A 13,298-nucleotide genomic window follows, 5' to 3' on the forward strand; every position below is an offset into this window, starting at 1 on the left:
GGGTCCCTCCTGAAAGCGCGGGGTCGGCCCGGCTGGCATTCTGTATTGCGGATATAGCACACCCCTTTCGCCGTTCAAGCGCACCGCGGGCAGGAAATGCCGCTTGGCAGACCGCTGCGGGAGTGCCAGAACATGGTTAACAGCAAGCAGGAGGGATCATTATGCTGTCGGAATTCAAGGCTTTCATCGCCAAGGGCAATGTCATGGACCTCGCCGTGGGTGTGATCATCGGGGCGGCGTTCGGGGCGATCGTCAAGTCGCTGACGGATGAAATCATCATGCCGGTTGTGGGGGCAATCTTCGGCAATATCGACTTTTCGGACCGCTATCTCGTGCTCTCGGGCGATGTCGCGCCGGGCACGCCGCTCGCGGCCGCGCGCGAGGCGGGGGCCAATGTGCTGGGGCTGGGCGCCTTTGTTTCGGTGGTGATCAATTTCCTGATCCTCGCCTTCATCATCTTCCTGATGGTGCGTTACGTGAACAAGGTGTCCGCGCAGTTCTCCAAGCCTGAAGAAGCCGCACCTGCCGGCCCGACCGAGGTCGAACTGCTGACCGAAATCCGCGATGCGCTGAAGAAGTAAAGTTCGGGCCAAAGGTCCGCGCCAAACGGCCCGAAGGGGCGCGCACAAACAAAGGCTCATCCACTTCACATTCAGCTTTGCCGCGCTATATGGGTCGGTGCCGGTTTCGACCGGCTATGACGATAAATTGCTGCGTGCAATAGATGCAACGGACCCGGGGGCAGTACCCGGCGGCTCCACCAGAAGCGGCGTTTCGGCGCAACTCCTGACGGGGCCGAACCAGGATCGACGTGTGTTGAAAAGCGTAGTTTTCGTCCGGGCTGAGTAACCCGTATAAGGCTCAAAACCCATAAGTGCCAACGACAACGAAGCACTTGCTCTCGCTGCGTAATGTGACGGCCTAACGGCCTGAATTTACAAAGCCCAGAGCACGGTTCGGACCGAACCGGGTAACAGAATCGGAAACCGGGCGCCCGGGGGAGCGTAGCAACAGAATCCCCCACCCTTGCCGACATTTTCGGGCAAGCTATCCGGTCAGTGCATTGATCACTGTCAGCGCGACCGCAGCCATCAGCCCCGAAGCCATCGCCATCAGCCATGATCGAGCCGCGCCTCTGATGTGGAGCGTGATTGCACCCGTCACCGAAACTGCCAGAAGCGCAGGATAGAGCCATGCCTCCCGCCGCTTGATCGCGTCGCAGGCCAGCATTTCGGGGCTGCCGTTACGCGGCAGGCATTCGCTGATCGCGAGGAACAGATAGACCAAGGCTGCAAGACCCAGCCCGATAAGCAGAGAAAACCCGAAACCTGCATGGCGCCACAGGCGGGAGCGGGGCTGCTCCGGCGATGCGATCACTCGCTGTCTTGCCCCACCGTCTCATCCCGCTGCGCCCGCAATTCGGCCACTTCCTTCTCCAGACGGATCGCGTCGAGGATTTTCGCCCCGCCAAGGAACACCGCGCCGGTGGTGGCAAGATACAGCAGCTGGCCGCCAAAGCCCGGATATTGCACGAGATAGGCGCTGCCCCGCGCTGTCGCTCCCAGCGCCAGCGCATAGATGATCAGGAACGCCTCGAACCGCGTCTTGATGATGAACAGCCGTTTGAGCTTGCCCAGCATGGCGTCTCCCGAACCCTTGCGACTTTCGGCGACCGCAGCCGCCTTGTTACAGGTGTAACACTAGGCCTGATTCGGGATTTCCTGCAAACGCGTTAACCAAGTCGTCCCAGATCGAGCGCCTCCAGCAAGGCCAGTCTTGCGGCGATAACGCTCTCGGCCAGCGTCATTGTCCCGATATCGGACGGGTCGATCTGCTCCGGCCAGTGCGTGGCAATGATGCGTTCGATCAGGTCGGCTTTGGCTTCATCCAGAAGGAAGCGCGGATCGACCGTGGCCGGATCGCACACCACCCTGAGGCGCAGGCAGGCCGGCCCGCCGCCGTTCGCCATGGATTGCTTCACATCGACCGGGATTACCTGCCGGATCGGGCCGTTCCCGGCGAGCATCGCCTGCGCCCAGCCCCACACCGCCGGGCTTTCGCGGCATTCGGTCGGCACGATCAGCGCCATTTCGCCCGAAGGCAAGGTGAGGAGCTGCGCGTTGAACAGATAGGTGCGGATCGCCTCGGCCAGCGACACCGCGGAAGACGGCACCTCGACCACCTCCAGCGCGGGGAAGGCGGCGCGGATCGCGTCGTAGGCCCCTTGGCTGTCGGCAAAGGCCTCGGCATGGGTGAACAGCACGCGCCCGTTGGCGACGGCCACCACATCATTGTGAAACGCACCTGCGGCAATCGCTTCGGGGTTCTGTTCGATGAACACGGTGCGGGCCGGATCAAGCCCGTGGGCCCTCGCGACGAGGCGGCTGGCCTGTTCGTGCTGGCGTGCGGGGAAGCGGCCGCCGGTCTTGCCATAAACGAACACCTCGACACCGGGCGCCTCGTGGCTTTCGCACAGGCGCATGTGGTTGGCCGCGCCTTCATCGCCGAAGGTCGGCGGCACGGCATCGTGGATCGCGAAGTGGTTGGCGTCACCGAACGCGATTTCCAGTTGCCGCTTGGTATCGGGCCATTCCTGCGCGCGGTGGAGCATGGTGACGAGGTTGGCGGGCGTCAGATGGCAGCGCCCGTCGGCGGTATCGGGCGCAGGGGAAACGGTGGCGGCATTGGCGGTCCACATCGAGCTGGCCGACCACGGCGCGGCGCGCAATTGCGGCGGCTCGCTCCCGTCGAGCGCGAGCGCGGCTTGCAGCGCGGTGTTGGGGCGGGGCAGGGGCAAAAGGAAGCCCTGCACGCCCAATCGCGCCAAATTGCCGCGCATCTTGGCGAGCCCCTGCAACGCCGCCGCGCGCGGGTAGGACGGATCGCCCGCATGGCTCGCGCTGGCGATATTGCCGAGGCTGAGGCCGGCGTAATTGTGGCTGGGGCCAACGATCCCGTCGAAATTGATTTCGGTGAGCATGGTCACTTCCGTTCGGTTCGAGCGAAGTCGAGAACCCCGTGGCTGGCCGTGTCTCGACTTCGCTCGACACGAACGGGTTGGGGGTGGCTTTACCGCCCCACGCTCCACACGCTGTCGCCCTCGCGCACGTCGAGCAGATCGGCGCTGGCGCTGTCGATCGCGATGCCGCCGTCTCCGTCCAGCACCCGCGCCCCGAAGCACGCCCGGAAGGTGCCGAGGCGGCCGGTGGCAAGGATCGCCTTTTCGCCCTCGGGTGCTGACACGGCGGTGACCTTCGCCGCCACGGCGTTCTTCACGCTGGTGACCAGATCGGTGTGCGCGGTCATGGTCGGGCCGCCGTCGAAGATGTCGACATAGCCATCGTGGCGGAAGCCTTCGTGCTCCAGCATCCGCATCGCGGCGCGGCCCGTGGGGTGGGGGACACCGATCACACTGCGGGCGTCATCATCCAGCATGGCGATATAGACCGGATGCTTGGGCATCAGGTCGGCGATGAACTGGTTGCCGTTGATCGCGTTGAAATAGTCCGCATCCTGAAAGCTCATCCCGAAAAAGCGGCCCGCAACCCCGTCCCAGAAGGGGGATCCGCCGCGCTCGTCGATGATCCCGCGCAGCTCTGCCAGAATGCGGTCGGCAAAGCGGGGGCGGTGCATCGCCACGAACATGTAACGCGACCGGGCGAGCAACAGGCCGAGCCCGCCGGCGCGTTCATTGGGGTGGAGGAACAGCCCGCCGACCTCGCTCGATCCTTCCAGATCGGTGACCAGGCTGAGCAGTTCGGCGCGCACCGTGCGGTCCAGTTCCTGCGAATACTGGGTCAGGGTGTTGAGGCGGTAGGAATAGAACGGCCAGCGCTGGCCGACCTTGGTCATCAGCTGGCAGGTGCCGCGCACCGCGCCTGTGCGGGCGTTTTCGAGCACCAGGACGAATTGCTCGTCGGCCAGGGTATCGTCGTCCCGCGCAAAGGCGGCCTCGGCGCGTTCCAGCTTGGCTTTCAGCGCAGCGCGATCGGGCGGCAGGTTGGTGAAGCCCCCGCCGGTCAGCTTGGCCATTTCGTAAAGCGCCTCAAGATCGGCGGGGCGGGCGGCGCGAAGGCGGAAGGTCACTGGATGGCTCCCTGAGCAAGACGCTCGATGACGCGGGCGGAAAGCGCTGCGCGTTCGGTGAGGCTGGGGACGATGAGATATTCCTGCGGCGAATGGATCGCGCCGCCGCGCACGCCCATGGTATCGACCACGGGGACACCGCAGGCGGCGATGTTGTTGCCGTCGCACACGCCGCCGGTGGATTGCCAGCGGATGTCCTGCCCCAGCTCGGCGCCGCATTGGCGTACCAGATCGAACAGTTTCTGGGCCTGCGCATCGACCTGTTTGGGCGGGCGGGTGACGCCGCCGTGGCGATGGGTGGCGACTTCGTGCGCGGCCTCAATGCTGCGCAGCAAAGCGTTGAGGTTGCTGTCAAACCCCTCCATCGCGGCGGTCGATTTGGGGCGGATGTTGAAGCGCAGCACGGCGTGGTCCGGCACGACGTTGTTGGCCGCGCCGCCTTCCAGCTTGGCCGGGTTAATGGTCAGATCAGCGCTCTCCAGCGCCTTGAGTCGCAGGATCAGATCGGCCGCGGCGACAATCGCGTTGCGCCCTTCGTGCGGATTGCGGCCGGCATGGGCGCTCCTGCCGGTGAAGGTGATCGAATAATTGCCCGTGCCCCCGCGTTCATGCGCCAGCGTGCCATCGGGCAGGGCTGCGGGTTCATAGGTCAGCGCGGCAAGCTTGTCCGCCGCAAGCTGCGCGATCAGCGCATTGCTGGCGAGCGAGCCGGTCTCCTCGTCCGAATTGATCAGCACATCATAACCCAGCGCCGCCGCATGGCCGCTCGCCTCGAAGGCTAGCAAGGCGTGGAGCATCACTGCGATCCCGCCTTTCATGTCGGCCACGCCCGGCCCGTTCAGCGTCTCGCCGTCGAGCCAGGTCTGGCGCTGGAAGGCGTGATCGGCCGGGAACACCGTGTCCATGTGCCCGGTCAGCAGGATGCGCCGGTTGGCCTGCGGGCGCACGCGCACCACCAGATGCTGGCCGTGCGGCTTGTCGAAGGCGCTGCCATCGGCGGCAATCGCGGTGACCGGCGCGGGATCGACCAGTTCGACCGTGCCGGGCAGCGCGCCGAATGCCTCTGCCAGCGCGCCCGCCTGCTCGGCCAGCCCGGCCAGATTGGCGGTGCCGGTGTTGATCGCGCTCCACGCCTGAACCTGCGCCAGAATGGCGGCGGCATCGAAATCGGCAGGGGTGACAGGCGCTTTCATACCGCCACCTCTAGCCGCGCGAGCGCGCCAGTCCAACCCGTTGCAATCCATCGTCCCCTGCGCCATAGGCGACCCGTCCTCTCCTCCCCGGGCCCTGACAACCCATGAGGACACTGATGACTGACATGACCACCCGCGCCGGTATCGCGATTGACGCTGGCCTCGCGAGCTTTCTCGAAAACGAGGTTCTGGCACCGCTGGGGCGTGATTCGGCGGCATTCTGGGAAGGCTTCGCCGCGCTGCTGGCCGCATTCGCACCGCGTAACCGCGCTCTGCTGGAAAAGCGCGAGAGCCTTCAGTCGCAGATCGACGCATGGCATAGCGAACGCGCCGGCAAGCCGCACGATGCGAACGGCTACAAGGCGTTCCTGACCGACATCGGCTACCTCGTCCCCGAACCGGGCGACTTCCTGATCGGCACGCAGAACGTCGATCCCGAAATCGCCACCATGGCCGGCCCGCAGCTGGTGGTGCCGATCCTCAACGCGCGCTTCCTGCTGAATGCGGCGAACGCGCGCTGGGGGAGCCTCTATGATGCCTTCTACGGCACCGATGCGCTCGATGCGCCGCCCGCCAAGGCCGGCGGCTATGACGCTGAGCGCGGCGCGGCGGTGATTGCGCGCGGGCGGCAGTTTCTCGATGCCACCTTCCCGCTGGCGGGCGGCGCAAGCTGGGCCGATCTGGCGGGTCGTGAAGCCATCACGCTGGCCGAACCGGCGCAAGCTGTCGGCACCACCGACAAGGGTATTCTCCTCAAAAACAACGGCCTGCATGTCGAAGTCGTATTCGATGCGAGCACGCCGGTGGGCGCGACCGACCTTGCGGGCATTGCCGACATCATGGTCGAAGCCGCGCTCACCACCATCGCCGATTGCGAGGATTCGGTCGCGGCGGTCGATGCCGGGGACAAGCTCCTGGCCTATACCAACTGGCTCGGCATCATCCGCGGTGATCTGTCGGAGAGTTTCGAGAAGGGCGGCAAGACCCTCACCCGCACGCTGGCGAGCGACAAGACCTATACCGCCCCCGACGGCACCGCCCGCACCCTCAAGGGCCGCAGCCTGATGTTCGTGCGCAATGTCGGCCACCTGATGACCAACCCCGCGATCCGTCTCGCGGATGGCTCGGAAATCCCCGAAGGCATCATGGACGCGGTCTTCACCTCGGCGATCTCCACGCTCGATGTCGAGGGCCACGGGCGCTTCGGCAACTCGGCTTGCGGTTCGATCTACATCGTGAAGCCCAAGATGCACGGGCCCGAAGAATGCAAGTTCACCAATGACCTGTTCGACGCGGTGGAAGACCTGCTTGGCCTCCCGCGCCACACGATCAAGGTCGGCGTGATGGACGAGGAACGCCGCACCAGCGCCAACCTTGCCGCCTGCATCCATGCCGTGCGTGACCGGATCGTGTTCATCAACACCGGCTTCCTCGATCGCACGGGCGATGAAATCCACACCTCGATGCGGGCAGGGCCGATGCTCCGCAAGGGCGCGATGAAGGGGAGCGACTGGCTGAAGTCCTACGAGGCGCGCAATGTCGCCATCGGGCTCAAGCATGGCCTCTCGGGCAAGGCGCAGATCGGCAAGGGCATGTGGGCCGCGCCTGATCTGATGGGGCAGATGATGGTCGAGAAGATCGGCCACTTGAAGGCCGGCGCGAACACCGCGTGGGTGCCGTCGCCCACCGCGGCGACGCTCCACGCGCTGCATTACCACCAGATCAACGTCTTCGCGGTGCAGAAGGCGCTCCCTGAACCGATGGGTCTCGACGCGCTGCTGGCGATCCCGCTGGCAGACGGCACGAACTGGTCGGAAGCTGAAATCGCCGAGGAGCTCGACAATAATTGTCAGGGCCTGCTCGGCTATGTGGTGCGCTGGGTGGATCAGGGCGTGGGCTGCTCCAAGGTGCCCGACATCAACGATGTGGGCCTGATGGAAGACCGCGCGACGCTGCGCATCTCCTCGCAGCACATCGCCAACTGGCTGCTGCACGGGGTGATCACCGAAGCGCAGGTGATGGACTCGCTCACCCGCATGGCGGCGAAGGTCGACGCGCAGAACGCGGGCGATCCGCTGTATGTGCCGCTGACAGGCAACGAGAACGGCGCGGCCTTCAGCGCGGCGAAGGACCTGATCTTCAAGGGGGTCGAGCAGCCGAGCGGCTACACCGAACCGCTGCTGCACGCGTGGCGCTTGCGCAAGAAGGCGGGCTAGCCGAGCGCCCGCGCCACGCTGACGAATTCTTCGACGCTCACCGTTTCCGCCCGCCGCGTCTCGTCGATGCCGAGGCTTGCGAGCGCCTCCAGCGCGCCCGGCACACCCTTCAAACTCTGGCGCAGCATCTTGCGGCGCTGGCCGAAGGCGGCTTCGGTGAGGCGCTCGAGGGTGCGGGCCGATACGCCTTCCGGCATGGGGGCGGGGGTCACGTGGACGATCGCGCTCATCACCTTGGGCGGCGGGGTGAAGGCGCTGCGGTGGACTTTCATCGCGAGCTTCGCCTCGGCCCGCCACTGCGCGAGAACGGCGAGGCGGCCATAGGCGTCATCCCCCGCGCTCGCCACGATCCGGTCGGCAACCTCGCGCTGGAACATCAGGGTGAGCGACTGCCACAGCGGCGGCCAGCTTTCCCCGCCCAGCCAGCGCACGAACAGCGCGGTGCCGACATTGTAAGGCAGGTTCGAGAGCACGTGGAACGGCTCAGGTCTGCCGTCTTTGGCCATCAGCGCATTGTGATCCAGCTTGAGCGCATCGCCCTCGATCACGGTCAGCTGGCCCGGAAAAGCCTCGCCCAGCTCAGCCAGCGCAGGCAGGCAGCGGCGGTCCATCTCGATCGCGGTGACCTTCGCGCCTGCACGCAGCAAGGCGCGGGTGAGGCCGCCGGGGCCGGGGCCGACTTCGAGCACCTGTTGCCCCGAAAGATCGCCCGGCAGCGCGGCAATGCGGGCGAGCAGCTGTTCATCGAGCAGGAAGTTCTGCCCCAGCGCCTTGGACGCGGCGAGGCCGTGCTTCTGGATGACTTCGCGGATGGGAGGGAGGGTCGTCATGTGCCCACCCCCAACCCCTCCCGCAAGCGGGAGGGGAGCGAGACTTGGCGGCTTTGCCGCCTAGTCGCAGCGGGGTGGGCCTGCGCCTCAGCCACGCGCTTCCGCCATTTGCGCCGCCATCACAATCGCCGCCGCCATCGCGCCGGGATCGGCCTTGCCTTGCCCCGCAATGTCGAAGGCAGTGCCGTGATCGGGCGAGGTGCGGATGATGGGAAGGCCGAGGGTGACGTTGACCCCTTCGTCAAACTCCAGCGCCTTCAGCGGGATCAGCGCCTGATCGTGATACATGCACAGCGCCGCGTCGTAGGTGGTGCGGGCGCGCGGGGTAAACAGCGCGTCGCCGGGGACCGGGCCGAAAGCGGCGATGCCTTCGGCCTGAAGCGCGGCGATGGCAGGCGCGATCACCGCTGCTTCCTCGTTCCCGAACTGCCCGCCTTCGCCTGCGTGCGGGTTGAGCGCGGCAATCGCGAGGCGGGGGCTTGCCACCCCGAAATCGCGGGAGAGGCCGGCGGCAACAATACGCGCCTTGTGCACGATCAGATCGGCCGAAAGCAGCCCCGGCACCTCGGACAGGGCGACATGGACCGTCAGCGGCACGGTGCGCAAGGAGGGCCCCGCCAGCATCATCACCGCATCGCGATAGGGCGCTCCGCAGGCGTCGGCGAGGAATTCGGTCTGGCCGGGGTAGTCCCAGCCGATCGCCGCGAGCGCGCCCTTGGCCACCGGCGCGGTCACCAGCCCCGCCGCGAGGCCGGAGAGCGCGAACTTCGTCCCCCATTGCAGCGAGGCGAGCGCGAGGCGGGCGCCCTCTGCCGAGGGGCTGCCGGGGGTCAGCGGGGCATCAAGCCCGGCCATGACCGGCAATCCGGCGGCAGCGGCAAACAGCGCCTCGGCAGGCTCTGCAATCGGGACAACCGGGCAGTCGAGCCCCATCCGTTCGGCCACCTTGCGCAGCAGTTCCGGCCCGCCGACCACAAAGGCGGGCGGGGCGCGGCGCTGCGCCTTCAGACGCGCCCACGCGCCGAGGATCACCTCCGGCCCGACGCCCGCCGGATCGCCGAGCGTGATCGCGAGAGGTGCGGCCTGCGGCGTCAATTGTATTCGATGTAGGCGTCGTTGCGCAGATCGCGCAGGTAACGCTGGGCGCGCTTGTTGACGCGCTCTTCCTCGATCTGGTCCATCACCGCCGCAAAGGTCGGCGCGCCCGCATCCTTGGGATCATCGCGCCCGCACAGCATCAGCACGCGCACGCCTTCCTGCACCCCGCCGAACGGGGGCGTGGCCTGCCCGATCTGGAGGTTGAGCAGGATCGCACGCAGCTGTTCGGGCAGGTTGGCGGCCTTGATCTGGTCGTTGGTGACGACTTCGGCCCCGATCTTCGCTGCGCCCGCATCGGCATCGGCGCAGCCGCGCAGGCCATTGAGGAAGCCGTTGAATTCGGCCACCCGCGCTTCGGCCTGGGCCTGGGTGATGCCGGGTTCGAAGCTGATCGAGATCTGCTTCAGGCTCAGCACCGCCTCGTTCGGGTCGGCCATCAGCACCTGCCGCTTGTTGATCAGGTAGATGATCGAAAAACCGCCCGGAATCTCGATCGGTCCCTGCAACTGGCCGGCCTGCATCTCGCGCACGGCAGCGGCTATCTGCGGCGGCAGCTGGCCCAGCCGCACCCAGCCCAGATCGCCGCCGACGATCGAGTGCGAGGCTTCCGAAAACTGGCGGGCATAGGCGACAAAGCTGCCGCCCTGCTGCAATTGCTGCACAATCGCCTGCGCATTGGCGAGCACGGCGGCGCGGTTTTCGGTGGTGGCCGAAAGGTAGATTTCGCCCAGCCGGTATTCATCGGTGCCGCGCGCCTCGTTCATGCGCTTGAGCACATCGTTCACTTCTTCGGCCGAGACATTGACGAAGGGCATGACCTTGCGGCGCAGCAGGTTTTCCCATGCCACTTCGCCTTCGATCTGGCGCTTCAGCGAGGCTGGGGAGGAACCGATGGAGCGCAGATATTCGTCCATCTTCTTCGGATCGCCGCCGAAATTCTGTCCGGCCAGCTGCGCATAGGTCTGTTCAACCTCTTCGCGCTTCACTTCCATCTCGTCGGCAGCGGCGGCCTGGATCTTGAGCGTTTCGTCGATCAGGTTGCGCAGCACCTGCACCCTGAGGCGCAGCATCTCGTCTTCCGGGATCGGCGCTTCCGAAGCCGAGGTGACGAGCGCCACGCGCTGGTCGATATCGGTGCCGGTGATGACGAAGCCGTTGACCACGGCAGTGGCGGTGCGGCGGTCGGGATCGGCCTTGCCGAACAGGGTGATATCTTCCGGCAGGCCGAAGGGGTTGTCAGCCGTGGGCACAGCGACAGTCTGCGCCGTTGCAGCCACCGGCGCCATCACAAGGCCGATCATGCCGGCGGCCGCCAGCGCGGTTCCGGCCCGGGTCAGGAGCATTCTGGAAAACAGCTTCACACTCACGCGTTCATTCCCGCCTTATGGTCGATCCGTTGTGCACGATCCCTCGCGCATGGCCAGCCGTTTACCTGATCCGGCTGAATGGAAGCTGAGCCTTGCCCGATCCCGAAGGCGCTGCCCGCTTTGCCCTGCGCTGCCCCTTAGCCCCAATTATCGCCCCTGCCAATTCGCAGGCGTCACCGGAACCCCAGATTGCGCGCCGGTAATTACCGGAACCCGAGGTTCCGCAGGGCGAAGAACAGCTGGAAGGCATTGCCGCGCCGGGCATCGCCCGCATCGATGAAGTCGCGCCGCCAGGTCGCGCCGAATTCGATGCAGTCGTCCTGATAGGCCACCCCCAGCCGCGTGCGGATCGGTTCGAACCCGTCGGGCAGGAACACCGGGTCTTCATCGGCGTCGGTCAGGTTGAACACCCCCGATCCGAACACCGACCACTTGCGCCCGATGGCAATGCGGGCCGCAGCGCGCAGTTCCTCGCGGTCGCGCAGGTCCTCGACTGTGGCGATATCGCGGTTGAGCCGCAGGTAGCCCACTTCGAGATAGGTGCGGCGCGAGCCGATGGTCGCGTCGATTTCGTTGCGGCGGACGGCGAAATTGTCCTTGTCGAGCCGGAAGCGGTGGGTGAGGTTGACGAGATTGCGGAACCGCACTTCGGTGCGGCCGACGAAATCGGACACCCGCTCCGACAGGCCGGTGCCATCGGGGAAGATCGGATCGCGCGGCGCTTCGAGCCGGAAGGACTGGCCGATGGTCGATTTGATCCGCCAGCCGGGGCGCTGCAATTCCCAGTCCACGCCCCAGGTCATGCGGCTGCCGTCCTCGACGCGGTCGTAACCGGGGAAGCGGTTGAGGGCGAAGAGGTTGGAATCCTCCAGATCGATGGCGCGGGCATCCTCGTTGGGCACGGCGAGGTTGCGGATCTTGGGGCTGGCGACGAATTGCACGCGCGGCTTGAACACCTGCGTTCCGCCGAAAGCCTCGCCCACGAAGGGCCATTCGATATCGAGCGCAGCGGTGGCGATCCCGCGTGTGGTCCAGCCGTCTGTGCCGCGATAGCTGAGCGTGGTGGTCGCACCGATATTGTTGGTGTTGTAGATATCGCCCCGCGCCAGCGCGGTCAGGGTGACGACCTGCCCCATGCCGGTCAGGCGCTTCATGTCCCACTGCACCCCGGCAAAGGCGCGCTGGGTGTCCTGCCCGTCGTTGCGCAGCAGGGCGAGGCTGTTGGCCTGGAACTGCACCCGCCCGCCGAGCACCGGATTGGCGAGTTTCTGGCGATAGTCGATCGCGGGCAGGGCCAGCGGCACCTGCCCCTGATCGGCGTTGAGCCGCAGCGTCTGCGTCGCCCAGCCGGCGATCGAGAGGTAGGACAGATCGGTGATGCGTTCGAGGTCGATGGTCGAACGCAGGCGGTCGTCACGGCTGAGATCGTAGCGCCGCAGGAAGGTGCGGTCGGATGCGAGGCGGATCGATCCCGTCAGGCTCCAGTCGGGCGAGAACTGGAAACGGCCATTGGCATCAAGGTAACCGCGCGGATCGCTCTGGAAGCTGTCGGCGCCGGTAAAATCGGTCAGGCGGTCGCTGAAGGTGGCATAGCCGGTGATCTGGTAGGCGCCCTTTTCGGTCAGATGCCGCCACTTCGCGCTCGCCATCGGGGCGACGTTGGAAAAGACATAGGCCCCCAGCGTCAGATCGGCATTTTCCGCCACGCGCAGGTAGTATTCGCCTGAAAGCTCCAGCCCGTTGACCTGGGTGATGCGGATATCGGGCACCAGAAAGCCGCTTTCGGCCTTGCCATCGGTGCGGATCGCAAGGCCGGGCAGGGGCAGGATGCGGGCGCCGAACAGTTCCAGCACCGCGCCTTCGAACCGCACCCGGCTTTCGGTCTGGTCGTAGATCACGCGGTCGGCGGTGACGCGCCAGCTGGGGTTTTCGGCGCAGCCTTCGGGGCTGACGACCGGGCAGGCGGTGTAGGCGGCATCGGTCAGGACCGCGTTGCCATCCGCCCCGCGTTCGGCCGAACGGGCCGCCAGCCGCCCGCCTGCGCGCAGGGCGATCAGCAGCTCGCTCATTGCCCCGGTATCGAATTCTTCCGTCAGTTCGACCTGATCGGTGAACAGCTGGTTGCCCGCCTCGTCCACCAGCCGGATGTTGCCGCTGGCGATGATCCGGCCGGATTTGCGATCCCACGTCACCTCGTCGGCGCGGACCGAGCGGTCTTCCGATCGCAGGATCACATTGCCGCGTGCGGTGACGCTGTCGGTCTGGTTGTCATAGGCGATCTCGGTCGCCTCGAAATCGATCCGGCGCGCGGCAGCGGTGGCTGATTCCTCGGGCAGGGGAACCGACTCCTGCGCGGCGAGGGCGGCGGGGGTGGCGAGCAGTGCCAGCGCAAGTGCCAGACGCGACACAGCACCCTGCGACGGCACGCGCAGGTCATGGCACACGGCTTCCCGCGATCCGTCTGGCGAGCCTCCCGACATGGCCTTGCCTATTGCACCGCTCGCGCCT

11 protein-coding genes and 1 other RNA gene are annotated in these 13,298 nt (G+C 66.2%); 3 read left to right on the top strand and 9 right to left on the bottom strand.

What is annotated here, in order from left to right; genetic code table 11:
- The first annotated feature begins 161 nt into the window (after positions 1-161).
- Positions 162-581 carry a large conductance mechanosensitive channel protein MscL gene (gene mscL, locus ACU0AG_RS07995; protein WP_482781738.1) on the top strand — a complete coding sequence of 140 codons (420 nt, stop codon included), beginning with the start codon at positions 162-164 and terminating at the stop codon, positions 579-581.
- Positions 582-641: 60 nt separating this feature from the next.
- Positions 642-988, top strand: a transfer-messenger RNA (tmRNA) gene (gene ssrA, locus ACU0AG_RS08000).
- Between the two features lie 59 nt (positions 989-1,047).
- Here ssrA and ACU0AG_RS08005 read toward each other — a convergent pair.
- From ACU0AG_RS08005 to ACU0AG_RS08025, 5 genes are all read right to left on the bottom strand, one after another.
- Positions 1,048-1,377 (bottom strand): hypothetical protein, encoded by a 330-nt coding sequence (locus tag ACU0AG_RS08005; RefSeq protein ID WP_482781739.1) that lies wholly within the window; start codon positions 1,375-1,377, stop codon positions 1,048-1,050.
- Positions 1,374-1,640, bottom strand: coding sequence for a hypothetical protein (locus ACU0AG_RS08010; protein ID WP_482781740.1), 267 nt, complete (start codon positions 1,638-1,640; stop codon positions 1,374-1,376). The genes ACU0AG_RS08005 and ACU0AG_RS08010 overlap by 4 nt, the downstream gene beginning before the upstream one ends.
- Positions 1,641-1,732: 92 nt before the next feature.
- On the bottom strand, positions 1,733-2,980 hold the full coding sequence (locus ACU0AG_RS08015) for an N-succinylarginine dihydrolase (RefSeq protein ID WP_482781741.1): 1,248 nt from the start codon (positions 2,978-2,980) through the stop codon (positions 1,733-1,735).
- 89 nt (positions 2,981-3,069) lie between these two features.
- On the bottom strand, positions 3,070-4,086 hold the full coding sequence (locus tag ACU0AG_RS08020) for an arginine N-succinyltransferase (RefSeq protein ID WP_482781742.1): 1,017 nt from the start codon (positions 4,084-4,086) through the stop codon (positions 3,070-3,072).
- Entirely contained in the window at positions 4,083-5,279 is a 1,197-nt protein-coding gene (locus ACU0AG_RS08025) for a hydrolase (protein ID WP_482781743.1), read from the bottom strand. The genes ACU0AG_RS08020 and ACU0AG_RS08025 overlap by 4 nt, the downstream gene beginning before the upstream one ends.
- A 116-nt stretch (positions 5,280-5,395) precedes the next feature.
- Here ACU0AG_RS08025 and ACU0AG_RS08030 point away from each other — a divergent pair, with 116 nt between their 5' ends.
- Positions 5,396-7,495 carry a malate synthase G gene (locus ACU0AG_RS08030; RefSeq protein ID WP_482781744.1) on the top strand — a complete coding sequence of 700 codons (2,100 nt, stop codon included), beginning with the start codon at positions 5,396-5,398 and terminating at the stop codon, positions 7,493-7,495.
- On the opposite strand, the gene rsmA is transcribed toward ACU0AG_RS08030, so the two are convergent.
- The 4 genes from rsmA to ACU0AG_RS08050 form a co-directional block, all read right to left on the bottom strand.
- Entirely contained in the window at positions 7,492-8,325 is an 834-nt protein-coding gene (gene rsmA / locus ACU0AG_RS08035) for a 16S rRNA (adenine(1518)-N(6)/adenine(1519)-N(6))-dimethyltransferase RsmA (RefSeq protein ID WP_482781745.1), read from the bottom strand. The two genes, ACU0AG_RS08030 and rsmA, sit on opposite strands and share 4 nt — an antisense overlap.
- A gap of 87 nt (positions 8,326-8,412) precedes the next feature.
- Positions 8,413-9,420: a 4-hydroxythreonine-4-phosphate dehydrogenase PdxA gene (gene pdxA / locus ACU0AG_RS08040; protein WP_482781746.1), complete on the bottom strand. Its 1,008-nt coding sequence runs from the start codon at positions 9,418-9,420 to the stop codon at positions 8,413-8,415.
- Positions 9,417-10,766 carry a peptidylprolyl isomerase gene (locus tag ACU0AG_RS08045; RefSeq protein ID WP_482781747.1) on the bottom strand — a complete coding sequence of 450 codons (1,350 nt, stop codon included), beginning with the start codon at positions 10,764-10,766 and terminating at the stop codon, positions 9,417-9,419. Before ACU0AG_RS08045 ends, pdxA begins: the two co-directional genes overlap by 4 nt.
- Positions 10,767-10,993: 227 nt before the next feature.
- Entirely contained in the window at positions 10,994-13,270 is a 2,277-nt protein-coding gene (locus tag ACU0AG_RS08050; protein ID WP_482781748.1) for an LPS-assembly protein LptD, read from the bottom strand.
- Positions 13,271-13,298 lie beyond the last annotated feature (28 nt).

The organism is Erythrobacter sp. RANMB8 (assembly GCF_056848235.1).